Below are 11,959 nucleotides of genomic sequence, written 5' to 3'. Positions count from 1 at the left end.
GGCACAAAGTAGCTGGCGTCAGTCCAGTTCCAGAGCCTTCATCGCGGCGCGGACCCCGGTGTCGACGGCGGCGCGCAGCACGTGCGGGCGCCGTTCGGTGCGGCCGACCCTGGCGCTGCCCAGCGGTGGCCGGATCTGCAGGCACTCGGGATGCGAGGCGAGCAGGTCTTCTTCTTCCGTCCTGATCTCGACGTGACGCAGCCACGGCTCGATGGCACCCGGAGCGTTGCGGGCCATCCAGCGCGTCAGCACCAGGCGTTCGGCGCGGGTCGGCGGCATAGCGAACTCGTCCTCGCGCCGGGTCCGCAGGGCGATGACGTGCGTGGCCTTCTGCTCGAGCGCGGTCTTCACCGGGACGGTCGCGGTCAGCCCTGCGTCGATGTACGGGCGGCCGTCGATCACGACGGGTGCGCCGGTGAGCAGCGGCATCGCGGTCGACGCCCGCAGCGCGGCCTGCAGGCTCGGGGTGTCGCGGACGTGGTCGTGCAGGTCGGCGGCCTCACCGGACAGTCCGTCCGTGGCCATCGGGTGGAACTCCACGGCGTTGTCCACGATCTCCTGGAAGCCCATCGGGACGACCTGGGTGTAGATGGTGTGGATGAGGTGGTGGGTGTCCACGACGGGCCGCCGGGTGAACGCGCGCCGCGGGTTGATGGTCGTCCGCATGACGGCCGGGTCCCACCACGCGTGCTTGCTGCGGTCCGCGCGGCCGCACAGCAGCCAGGCCGCGTTGAGCGATCCCGCCGAACTCCCGTAGACGGCGTCGAACAGCGGCAGCAGCCCGTGTTGTTCGATCGGGATCGTCATGCCGCTGGAGTAGGCACCGCGCGAGCTGCCGCCCTCGATCAGCAGCACGAGCCGCGCGTCGTCGTCCCGGTGCCCCGGCACGCTTTGCCGCTGCCTCCGTTCGTGCAGCAACTCGAGAACACTCATCACACAGCCGAGTGAACCACGGTCGGACTTTCCTGTTGCGAGGCCCTGCTAACGTGGAGGACGAGATCAACGCCCCTGACCGAGGAGCTCGACGTGCTGGTGGGTGAAGACGACATCTCCGGGTGAGCCCGGGATGTGACAGGCCATCGACAGCGGTGGCTGTTTCGTCGTCCCCTTTCCACTCGTGCGACTGTCGTTCGCGCGCAGCACTTTCCGAGGTCTCATGTCCGACGCTTTCATCGTCGTGTCCAGCCTGTCCTTTTCGTGGCCGGACAACACTCCTGTTTTCGACGGCCTGTCCGTCACGGTGCCCGGCGGCCGCACCGGTCTCGTCGCCCCGAACGGCGCTGGCAAGTCGACGTTGCTCAAGCTCGTGGCGGGTGCGCTGACGCCCGCCGCGGGCAGCGTGTCCGTCGACGGCGTGCTCGGCTACCTGCCGCAGGACCTGCCGCTCACCGCCGAGCTGACCGTGGCCGAGGTGCTCGGCGTCGCACCCGTCCTGCGCGCGATCCGGGCCGTCGAGTCCGGTGACGCCGACGAGGAGCACTTCACCACCATCGGCACCGACTGGGACGTCGAGGAACGCACCCGCGCCCAGCTCGACCGGCTCGGTCTCGGCGACCTCGCGTTCGACCGACGGCTGGACACGGTGAGCGGTGGTCAGATCATCTCGCTGGGCCTCGCCGCGCAGCTGCTCAGGCAGCCGGACGTGCTGCTGCTCGACGAGCCGACCAACAACCTCGACCTGGACGCCCGTCACCGGCTCTACGACGTGCTGGACGACTGGCGCGGCTGCCTGCTCGTGGTCAGCCACGACCGCGCGCTGCTCGACCGGATGGACCGGATCGCGGAGCTCGACGGCGGCGAGATCCGGTTCTACGGCGGCAACTTCAGCGCCTACGAGGAGGCGGTCGCCGCCGAGCGCGAGGTCGCGGAGAAGAACATCCGCAGTGCCGAGCAGGAGGTCAAGCGCGAGAAGCGGGAGATGCAGCAGGCCCGTGAACGCGCCGCCCGCCGTGCCTCGAACGCCCAGCGCAACCTGTCGAGCGCCGGTCTGCCGAGGATCTTCGCGGGCAACATGAAGCGCAACGCCGAGGTGTCCGCGGCCAAGGCCGACGGCACGCACGCGGCACGGCTGGGCGCCGCCAAGACCCGGCTCGACCAGGCCGAACGCGCGTTGAAGGACGAGCTGAAGATCAGCCTCGACCTGCCGCAGACCGCCGTGCCCGCCGGGCGCACGCTCTTCGACGGCTCGGGCATCCGGGTGCGGGAGCTGTTCGACGGCCTCGACCTCGTGATCCGCGGTCCGGAACGCATCGCGCTCGCCGCCCCGAACGGCGCGGGCAAGTCGACGTTGCTGCGGGTGATCCACGGATCGCTGACGGCGGACAGCGGTGAGGTGAGGCGTGCCGACGGCCGTGTCGCGTACCTGTCGCAGCGCCTGGACCTGCTCGACGACGCCCGCACGGTCGCGGAGAACCTGGCCGCGTTCGCCCCGGCCATGCCGCCCGCGGACCGGATGAACCTGTTGGCGCGCTTCCTGTTCCGCGGCGCGCGGGCACATCTGCCGGTCGGGGTGCTGTCCGGTGGGGAACGGCTGCGCGCCACGCTCGCGTGCGTCCTGTTCGCCGAACCCGCGCCGCAACTGCTGCTGCTCGACGAACCGACGAACAACCTCGACCTGGTCAGCGCGGGACAGCTGGAGAGCGCGCTGAACGCGTACCGGGGCGCGTTCGTCGTGGTCAGCCACGACGAGCGGTTCCTGAGCGAGGTGAAGATCGACCGCTGGTTGCGCCTGGACGGCGGCAAGCTGCTGGAGGCCGGACGTGGCTGAGGCGGCACTGGTCGCGCACGACCTGGTGCGCGGCTTCGGCGGCCGCCGCGTGCTGGACGGCGTGTCGCTCACCGCGGCTCCCGGCAGGCGCATCGGCCTGATCGGCGAGAACGGCACGGGCAAGTCGACGTTGCTGCGCCTGCTCGCGGGCGTCGACCAGCCTGACCGCGGTTCCGTTGAGCGGCCGGCCGACCTGGGGTTTCTGCACCAGGAGATGACGTTCCCGGGCTCGGCGACCGTCGCGGACGTGCTCGACGACGCGGTGGCCGAGGCGCGCGAGGACGTGGCGGAGCTGGAGCGTTTGGCCGGCCTGATCGCCGAGGGTGCCGATCTGCTCGCGGACTACGCGGAACGGCTGGAGCTGGCGCAACGGCACGAAGCGTGGGACGCGGACCGCCGCGCCGACATCGTCCTGGACGGACTCGGGCTCGGTGACGTCACGCGCGACCGCACGCTCGGGTCGTTGTCCGGTGGCGAGCGCCGCCGCCTCGCGCTGGCGGCGCTCGTGATTCGCAGGCCGTCGGCGTTGCTGCTGGACGAGCCGACCAACCACCTCGACGACGATGCCGCCGCGTTCCTGGAGGAGCAGCTGCGCGGCCTGCCCGGCACCGTCGTGCTGGCGAGCCACGACCGGGCGTTCCTCGACGCGGTCTGCACGGACCTGGTCGATCTCGATCCCGCGGTGGAGGGCCCGGTCCGGTTCGGTGGCACCTACAGCGAGTACGTGCGGCAGAAGCGCTTGGACCGCGACCGCTGGGAACGTCGTTACCTGGAAGAGCAGGAGGAACTGGCCTCGTTGCGGGACTCGCTCGGCCTGATCGCGGGGCGGGTGGCTCCGAACAGGACGATGCGCGACAGCGACAAGATGGGCTACGGCGTGCGGGCCAACCGCGTGCAGAGCCAGATCTCCCGCCGCGTCCGCAACGCGACCCGGCGTCTGGAGGAGCTCGAACGGCGCGCGGTGCCCGCTCCCCCGCGCCCGTTGAGCTTCGCCGCTCCTGGTTTGACGCTGTCCGCCGAGCATCTGGTGTCGCTGCGGAAGATCCGGGTACCCGGACGGCTCTCGTTGGACTTCCTCGACGTGCACGACGGTGATCGGCTGCTGGTGACCGGTCCCAACGGCGCCGGCAAGTCGACGTTGTTGCTCGCTCTGGCCGGCCGGGTGGAGGTGGCGGGCGTGCGACGGCACCCGGATCTGCGAGTCGGCCTGCTCGACCAGGACACGTCGTTCGCCAACCCGCGCCTCACCGCGCGGGGCACCTACGGCCGGGCTCTCGGCGCGGAACGGGTGGCCCAGGTGCCGCTGGAGTCGTTGGGACTGCTGCACCGGCAGGACCTGGGCAAGGCGGTGGGCACGCTGTCGGTGGGCCAGCAGCGGCGGCTCGCGCTCGCGTTGCTCGTGGCGTCGCCGCCGCACCTGCTGCTGCTCGACGAGCCGACCAACCACCTGTCGCCGACGTTGTGCGACGAGCTGGAGGACGCGTTGGGGCCGGGACCGGGCGCGATCGTGGTGGCGAGCCACGACCGGTGGTTGCGGAAGCGCTGGCAGGGCGCGGAGATCGGGCTCTGAACGAACAGCCGGTGCCGCCTGGAGGAATTCGGTTCCCGCGGTGATGTCGAGAACGCGGTTCTGGCTTCGACTCCGAGGTGAAAGGGAAGAAACCGCACCTCACGGAGGACGAAACCATGACCGGACGCCCACCCGTCGTCGACCTGGACACCTGGCAGAAGGCCCGCGACGAGCTCCTCGTTCGCGAGAAGGCCCACACCCGCGAGGGCGACGCGATCGCCGCCGCGCGCCGGCGGCTGCCGATGGTGGAGTTCGACGGCAAGGTCGAGATCGTCGGCGCCGCCGGCCCCGTGCCGTTCATCGACCTGTTCCAGGGCCGCGAGGAGCTCGTGGTCTACAAGCACATGTGGTGGGACGGCGCGCCGTTCCAGGGCCAGTGCGAGGGCTGCACGCACATGCCGTTCCACTTCGACAACGCCGCGTACCTCAACACCCGCGGGGTGTCGTTCGCCTACCTGACCACCGGCGCGTGGGACGAGGTCGCCCCGTTCGTCGAGTTCATGGGCTACTCCGAACCCTGGTACTCGGTGCGCGGGGTGGACGGCCCCGCCGGTGGGGAGATGGGCTACATCACCAGCTACCTGCGTGACGGCGACCGCACGTTCCTCACCTACTCGACGACGGGCCGCGGCACCGAACGGCCCAACGGGTCGCTGGGGTTGCTCGACATGACCGTGCGCGGCCGGGGTGAGGCGTGGGAGGACCACCCGGAGGGCTGGCCGGAGGGGCGTCCCGCGTGCTGGTTCTGGCGGACGGACGCGGAGGGGAACCCGACCTGGGACGGGACGAGCAGGCCGGTTCCGCAGTGGACTCGGCCGGGCGTGACGCCGGAGACGACGCTGGGGCGGCAGGGTCACTGCCACTGACGGGTCGTGGGCGCGGCGTGGGCAACCGGCCACGCCGCGCCCACGAGTATCAGCGGCAAGCGGTAGCGAACACCCGGCGCAGGTCGTCGAACTGGCCCAAGACCCGCCGCGCCTCGTCCTGCATCGACCGAATCGCCGGGTCGTCCGGCGCGTCGACGGCCAGCGCCTCGTCCCACATGCGCTTCTCGACGACCCGCCACTCCGGTTTCCCGACGACCTCGACGGCGGTGAACCCGGCCTCGGGCAGCAGCCTGGCGAGGTCCAGGTCCCGCATCAGCGGCGACACGCTCTCATCGCCCACCACAACAGCCTCCCAGCAGGTGATCACCAGCCGTCCACCCGGCCGGAGAACCCGGAAGCACTCCTCCAGCGCCGCCGGCTTGGAATCCGCGAACTGCAGAGCGTCGACGACGACCACGGCGTCCACAGAGGAGGACTCCAGGCCGGTCGCGGTGAGCGTGCCCACCCGGAAGTCCGCACGAGCGGAGCGCTGCCGGGCCTTCGAGATCGCGACGGCCGAGAAGTCCACGCCGATGAGCTGGCACCCGGTGCGTCGCGCGATCTCCAGCCCGTACCCGCCGCGGCCGCACGCCAGGTCCAGCAGCACCTCGCCGGGGCGCAGATCCAGGGCACGCACCACCTCGTCGAGTCCGGCGCCGCTCAGCAGGCTGGTCGACTCCAGGTCCGGCGGGAGGTCGAGCACGCGGCGAACGAGCTCGTCGGCGAGCGGCGACTCGGCGCGATCGGCGTACCACTGGTCGAATCCCTCGGCGGTCGGCACCCCTCCGACCATGCCACAACGGCGCGCGCACGTGTTTTGATCGACGTCTGGACCAAAGTATGACGGCGCGTTAGGCCCAGGTATGACGACGTGCGAGCGGCGGCGTCGTTATTGTCCGTTGCGGTGGTCATCATCGTGGTCACCTCATCCTTTCCGCCGAAGGGACAGCCGCGTCATGAGGGACGTTCTGCAGTCAGCGACCGACGTCAGGTCGCGCGTGACGGGATGGATGGGGCGGCGGTTCCTCGCGCACCTCAGCAAGTCCGGGTTCGACCTCGGGTCGTCGTGGTTCGTGCCGTCGAAGGTGCTGGCGCCGCTGCGCCGCAACGGGTTGAATCCGGTGCCGGAACTCGCGCGGATGCAGGCCCACGGGCCGGTGACGCGGCTGCCGCTGCCGGTGACGGTGTGGCTGGTGACCGGGTACGAGGCGTCGAAGCGGGTGCTGGCGGATGCCGAGGCGTTCAGCAACGACTTCAGCCACTTCCGGGAGATGGGCCTGTTCGCGGACGAGGCGCCGGGCGGACTGGGGTTCAGCGACCCGCCGGAGCACACGCGGCTGCGCAAGGTCCTGACGCCGGAGTTCACCATGCGGCGGCTCTCCCGGCTGATCCCGCGCATCGAGGCCATCGTGGCCGACCAGCTCGACCTCATGTCCATGAAGGACGGCCCGGTCGACCTCGTCGAGGACTTCGCGATGCAGGTGCCCGCCCTGACGATCTGCGAGCTGCTGGGAGTGCCCGCGGACCAGCGCGAGGAGTTCCAGCGGCGCAGCGTGGCGCGCTTCGACCTGGGCGGGGCGGCCACGGCGTCGTTGTCCGCCGTGTCGCAGTCGATCGTGTACTTCCGCGAGCTGGTGCGGGCCCAGCGCGAGGCGCCCAACGACGGGCTGCTCGGCGAGCTGATCCGCAAGCACGGTGACGAGCTGGACGACGACGAGCTCGCCGGTCTGGCCGACGGGTTGCTCACGGGCGGGTTCGAGACGACGGCGAGCATGATCTCGCTGGGCACGCTCGCGATGCTGCGCTCCCCCGATCTACTCGCCCGCGTGCGCGACGACGACGAGGCCGTGAGCGGGGTGATCGACGAGCTGCTGCGCCACCAGTCGGTCGTGCAGGTGGCGTTCCTGCGCATCGCGCGCAAGGACGTCGACATCGCCGGGACGAAGGTGCGGGCGGGCGACATCGTGGCGTGCTCGCTGTCGCAGGCGAACCGCGACCCGAGCGTGTACCCCTCGCCGGACGCGATCGACCCGGACCGGTCCGCGGGCCAGCACCTCGCGTTCGGCTACGGCGCGCACCGGTGCATCGGCGCGGAGCTCGCCAAGATGGAGCTGCGGATCGCCTACCCGGCCCTGGTGCGGAGGTTCCCGGAGATGCGGCTCGCGGTGCAGCCAGGCGACCTGTCGTTCCGCAAGCTCTCGATCGTCTACGGGCTGCACTCGCTGCCGATCCACCTCGGCAACCACACCAGCCCGATCCAGCCGGGTCTTTAACAGAGGCGTGTGGGGGATGGTCTGATACACCTAACTTTCGCGAGTCCGGGTTGAGGGCTCATCCCTCATGCCTCCACGTCTGCGCTCCGAGAGTCTTTACCTGCCAACGCAATCCGCGAACGGAAGGTAAGGACCATGATCCGCAAGGCCATCATCGCCGCCACCCTCTCGACCATCGCGCTCCCGGCCGTCGCCTCCGCAGACCCCGTCATCGGTCAGCCGGCGCCGTGCGTGCGGGTCACCGACCTGGCCGGACCCGACTTCGAGGTGAAGCAGTGCGGGATCAGCGACGTCGACCAGCACCGCGCGGGTCTGGAGAACAACGGCGGCGCCTATTGCGGCCCCGCGTCCCTGTACAACGTGCTGCACTACTGGGCCCACGAGAAGAACGCGCCGGTCGGCTGGCTCACCACGAAGGTGAAGAACCTCGACCCGAAGGACCAGGCCGACTACAACGTGATCACGAACTCGATCGGGCGGATCGGCGTGGACGCGAAGTACGACGGCGGCACCAGGATGAGCAACCTGCGCACCGCGTGGACCATCGCCACCAAACCGGCCCGCGACGTCGGCTGGACCGCGGTGACCGCCGGCGTGGACACCAACGGTGCCGCGGACTTCGGCGGTGACCTGGCCAAGAAGCTCGCCCGCGGTCCCGTCCAGATGGTCTACGGCCGTTACTCGGCCGGTCCCCAGAACAGCCTCCAGCGCGGCGGCGGCCACATCGTCACGCTGGTCTCGGTCGAGGGGTCGTTCGGCGGCAACACGCTGCAGGTCCGCTACATGGACCCCGGTCGTGCCGGTGACCACGGCGTCGGCGACTACCTGAAGACCCAGTCCGACTACCAGACGCTCAACGCCACGATGACGAAGAAGGCCGTCTACGAGTACACCCCGGTCAAGGACGACCCGGAGACGCCGATGGACGAGAGCCTCACGCCGGGCACGTACCGCTGGGTGACCCGCTGGCAGATCACCACGCCGGGCTCGACCGCGCCCACCACGCAGCTGGTGGAGGGCTACAACTGGTTCGAGATGGCGCCGCCCGTCGGCTGACCGCACGCGGAACAGGCCACCTGGATCTCCAAGTGGCCTGTTCGTCACTCGCGGATGCCTATCGTCTCGATGGGCTTGGTGCGCAACGACAACCGCGTGGGCACCGCGATCGACACCAGGCCGAGCAGCGCCGCTCCGGCGAGCACGCCCAGGTAGACCCAGATCGGCCCGGCGGGCACCGGGACGCCGGTGAGGCCGATCGCCAGCAACGCCAGCGGCACCGCGGCCACCGCCGAACCCAGCACCGCCGCGAGACCGACGGTCAGCACCGCCTCGGCCCGCATCATCCGGACCACCTGCCGTCGTCCGGTGCCGACCAGGCGCAGCAGGGCGAACTCGCGGCGCCGTGCCGCCGTCGTCATCACCAGCGTGTTCGACACCGAGATCGCGACGTAGCCGAGGATCACGCCCACCGCGACCAGGTTCAGCAGGAACTGCGTCCGCTGCTCGCCCTGCTCCTGCGCCGCCACCCCGCTGGTCACGGCAAGGCCCGGATACCGGCTGGTCAGGTCGTTCAGCGCGGTCACGTCCGCCGACTTCACGAGCACGGCGGTATCCGTCCCGGCCACCGTGTGGGCGCGGGCGTCCGCGGAGGACAGCACGTAGTCGCCGAACGCGAGGTCGTGCCGGTAGGTCGCGACCACCCGCAGGCTGGCCGGGCGGCCGTCGGCGAACCAGAAGTCGACCGTGTCGCCGACCTTCTTGTTCTCCCACTTCGCGTGCGCGTCGCCCAACGCCACCGTGCCCTCGGTGAGGTCGGTCAGGCTGCCGGACACGAGGCCGAGGTCGACCACGCCCGCGGCGGTCGGGTCGAGCCCGTTGGCCGGTCGGCTCTGCACGTCCACGCTGTCACCTGTCTTGGCGGCGGTGATCACCTGGGTGCGCACCAGCGAACTCGCCGTCACGCCGGGGATTTCGCGCACGGCCTTCGAGATCTCTGCGGGCACGCCCACCACGCCGGTGATGACGTGGTCCGCGGTGATCGACCGCGCGGTCTCCTGCTGCACGGCGGCGGTCATCGTCGTCTGGCTGTAGTAGTTCACGACGGCGAACCCGATCGCCAGCATCAACGGCGTCACCGCCGCCGCGAGCCGCCGGGAGTTCTTGACGACGTTCGCGGACGCCAGGTAGCCGGACAACCCAGGCAGCTTCGGTGCGACGACGCGGACCATCGCGCCCACCACCCGCGGGCCGGTCAGCGCCAGACCGATGATCATCACCAGCGCGGCCATCACCGACATCGCCGCACCGAGCGGACCGCGCAGGAACAACGGCAACGTCGTCGCGCCGAGCCCGATCGTCAGCAGGACCCAGCCGATGACCAACCTGACCCGTCCGACGTCCTTGCGTTGCACGGCGGCCTCGCCCAGCGCCTCGACCGGGTTGATCGACGACGGACGGCGGGCCGCGCTCCAGGCCGCGAGCCGTGCCGCGCCGATCCCGATCAGCAGGGCGGCGACCAGCGGAATCGGGCTGATCGAGAGTGCGAAGTCCGCGGGCACCACACCGATCCTCGCGAACGCCGCGCGCAGCCCGAGGCTCACCGCGATGCCCGCCACGCTCCCGAGCACGCCGGCCACGACGGAGACCACCGTCGTCTCGACGCTGATGAGCTTGCGGATCTGGCGCGGCGTCGCGCCGACGGCCTTGAGGAGCGCGAACTCGCGGCGGCGTTGCTCCACCGTCAACGCGAGCGTGCTGGCGACCACGAAGATCGCGACCAGGATCGCGTACCCGCCGAACGAGCCGGCCAGGATCGCGAGGATCGACTTGGTCTGGCTGACGTCGTCGAACTCGGCCGCGCTGCGGTCGGCACCCGACGAGACGGTGACGTGGTCGTTCGCGAGAACGTCGTCGAGGCGCTGGGCGAGGTCACCGCCGCCCTGCACGCCGATGGCGCTCACCTGGCCCGGACGTCCGGCGAGCTCGGAAGCCTTGGCGGAGCTGAAGAACAACGACGCCTGCCGATCTCCCCGGCCTTCCGCGACGCCGGCGACCCGATAGCTCACCGGCGCCGAACGGGTCGTGATCCGCACCTCGCCGCCCACCCAGACCTTCGCCTGAGCCGCGAGGCCCGAGTCGAGGACGACCTCGTTGTCCGCCGTGGGCGCGCGTCCTTCCACCAGCGTGAACGGCGCCAGCACGGCGGAGTCCCAGTTGTGGCCGAAGGACGGCTTGTCCGCGAGGACCTGCCCGTCCGGCCCGACCACGACGGCGGGGAAGGTCTGCTCGGGCACGGCGGCCTTCACACCGGGCACGGCCGCGATCTTGGCGACCAGGTCGGCGGGGATCGCCGGCTGCTCGGCGGCGTGCTCGAACGCCAGCACGTCACCACCGGGCGGCCGCACGATCCGGTCGCCGGTGACCACGACGTCGGCGGCGGCGTAGCGCTGGGTCGGCACGCCACCGCGCAGGCCGGACTCCATGAGGATCCCGCAGGCCGCGACGAGCGCGGTGCCGCACAGGACGGCGACGAACGCGCCGATGAAACCGCTGGTGCGGGATTTGACGGTCTGCCAGGCGAGGCTCAGCACGGCCTACCACTCCCCCAGGTGCGTCATGCGCTCCGCGACCTTCTCCGGCGTCGGCGAGACCAGTTCCCCCGCCAGCCGCCCGTCCGCCAGGAACAGCACGCTGTGCGCCGCGGACGCCGCCACCGGGTCGTGCGTCACCATCAGCACCGTCTGCCCCATCTCGTCCACAATGGACCGCAGCAGCACCAGCACCTGGTGCGCGGTCCGCGAGTCCAGCGCCCCGGTAGGTTCGTCCGCCAGCACCACCTCCGGTCGCGCCACCAGCGCCCGCGCGATCGCCACCCGTTGCTGCTGACCACCCGACAGCTCGGCCGGCTGCCGGTCGAGCCGCCCGTCCAGCCCCACCCGGCCGACGATCGTCCGCAGCCACTCCTGGTCGGCACGGCGACCCGCCAGCCTCAGCGGCAGAGTGATGTTCTGCTCCACCGTCAGCGACGGCAGCAGGTTGTAGGCCTGGAAGACGAACCCGATCCGGTCGCGGCGCACCGCGGTCAGCGCGGCCTCCTTCAACCCGCCCAGGTCGGTGTCGCCGAGCAGCACGCGGCCGGACGTCGGCCGGTCCATGCCCGACGCGCAGTGCAGGAACGTGCTCTTGCCCGAGCCGGACGGGCCCATCACCGCGGTGAACGTGCCCCGCCGGATGCCGACGGTCACCTCGTCCAGCGCGGTGACGGCACCGCCACCCGAGCCGTACACCTTCCGCACCGCCTGCAACGACAGCGCGTCTGCCCTCATCACGTTTTCTCCTTAGCGAGCAACAACTTCTGAGAAGAACGTAGGCAACCCGGACGTCAGGAACGATCACGCAGGCTGCCCGGACCGGGGTGGAGCCTGCTCTACCCCTCCTCGACAGGGTTCGTCGGGACGGACAGATCCGCGAGGCCAGATTCGTC

At 70.7% G+C, this 11,959-nt stretch carries 9 protein-coding genes; 5 read left to right on the top strand and 4 right to left on the bottom strand.

What is annotated here, in order from left to right:
* Positions 1–18: 18 nt before the first annotated feature.
* Positions 19–933, bottom strand: a complete 915-nt coding sequence (locus AOM45_RS21835) for a patatin-like phospholipase family protein (RefSeq protein WP_030465254.1) — start codon at positions 931–933, stop codon at positions 19–21.
* Positions 934–1,156: 223 nt separating this feature from the next.
* Between AOM45_RS21835 and AOM45_RS21830 the strand changes: the two genes are divergently transcribed.
* The 3 genes from AOM45_RS21830 (at position 1,157) to AOM45_RS21820 (ending at position 5,203) form a co-directional block, all read left to right on the top strand.
* Positions 1,157–2,767 (top strand): ABC-F family ATP-binding cassette domain-containing protein, encoded by a 1,611-nt coding sequence (locus AOM45_RS21830; RefSeq protein ID WP_030465253.1) that lies wholly within the window; start codon positions 1,157–1,159, stop codon positions 2,765–2,767.
* Entirely contained in the window at positions 2,760–4,337 is a 1,578-nt protein-coding gene (locus AOM45_RS21825) for an ABC-F family ATP-binding cassette domain-containing protein (protein WP_030465252.1), read from the top strand. Before AOM45_RS21830 ends, AOM45_RS21825 begins: the two co-directional genes overlap by 8 nt.
* A gap of 116 nt (positions 4,338–4,453) precedes the next feature.
* On the top strand, positions 4,454–5,203 hold the full coding sequence (locus tag AOM45_RS21820; RefSeq protein WP_030465251.1) for a DUF899 family protein: 750 nt from the start codon (positions 4,454–4,456) through the stop codon (positions 5,201–5,203).
* A 49-nt stretch (positions 5,204–5,252) separates the two neighbouring features.
* Here the strand turns inward: AOM45_RS21820 and AOM45_RS21815 are convergent, their stop codons facing one another.
* Positions 5,253–5,984, bottom strand: a complete 732-nt coding sequence (locus AOM45_RS21815; protein ID WP_162185602.1) for a class I SAM-dependent methyltransferase — start codon at positions 5,982–5,984, stop codon at positions 5,253–5,255.
* Between the two features lie 175 nt (positions 5,985–6,159).
* Here AOM45_RS21815 and AOM45_RS21810 point away from each other — a divergent pair, with 175 nt between their 5' ends.
* Together AOM45_RS21810 and AOM45_RS21805 are read left to right on the top strand one after the other, a co-directional pair.
* Positions 6,160–7,476, top strand: coding sequence for a cytochrome P450 (locus tag AOM45_RS21810; RefSeq protein WP_030465249.1), 1,317 nt, complete (start codon positions 6,160–6,162; stop codon positions 7,474–7,476).
* Between the two features lie 135 nt (positions 7,477–7,611).
* A complete protein-coding gene (locus AOM45_RS21805) occupies positions 7,612–8,532 on the top strand; it encodes a hypothetical protein (protein ID WP_030465248.1) in 921 nt (306 codons plus the stop codon).
* Between the two features lie 44 nt (positions 8,533–8,576).
* Here the strand turns inward: AOM45_RS21805 and AOM45_RS21800 are convergent, their stop codons facing one another.
* Both AOM45_RS21800 and AOM45_RS21795 read right to left on the bottom strand, forming a co-directional pair.
* Entirely contained in the window at positions 8,577–11,066 is a 2,490-nt protein-coding gene (locus AOM45_RS21800; protein WP_030465247.1) for an FtsX-like permease family protein, read from the bottom strand.
* Between the two features lie 3 nt (positions 11,067–11,069).
* Complete coding sequence (locus AOM45_RS21795) at positions 11,070–11,801, bottom strand: ABC transporter ATP-binding protein (protein WP_030465246.1); 732 nt, start codon at positions 11,799–11,801, stop codon at positions 11,070–11,072.
* Between the last annotated feature and the right edge of the window lie 158 nt (positions 11,802–11,959).

The sequence above is a fragment of the Lentzea aerocolonigenes genome (assembly GCF_000974445.1).
Classification (GTDB): domain Bacteria; phylum Actinomycetota; class Actinomycetes; order Mycobacteriales; family Pseudonocardiaceae; genus Lentzea; species Lentzea aerocolonigenes.
This window is presented reverse-complemented; position numbering and strand designations above follow the sequence as displayed.

Coding starts and splice junctions, on each gene's coding strand:
- AOM45_RS21835 (WP_030465254.1), bottom strand. CDS start 933: ATGAGTGTTCTCGAGTTGCTGCACGAACGGAGGCAGCGGCAAAGCGTG.
- AOM45_RS21830 (WP_030465253.1), top strand. CDS start 1,157: ATGTCCGACGCTTTCATCGTCGTGTCCAGCCTGTCCTTTTCGTGGCCG.
- AOM45_RS21820 (WP_030465251.1), top strand. CDS start 4,454: ATGACCGGACGCCCACCCGTCGTCGACCTGGACACCTGGCAGAAGGCC.
- AOM45_RS21810 (WP_030465249.1), top strand. CDS start 6,160: ATGAGGGACGTTCTGCAGTCAGCGACCGACGTCAGGTCGCGCGTGACG.
- AOM45_RS21805 (WP_030465248.1), top strand. CDS start 7,612: ATGATCCGCAAGGCCATCATCGCCGCCACCCTCTCGACCATCGCGCTC.
- AOM45_RS21795 (WP_030465246.1), bottom strand. CDS start 11,801: ATGAGGGCAGACGCGCTGTCGTTGCAGGCGGTGCGGAAGGTGTACGGC.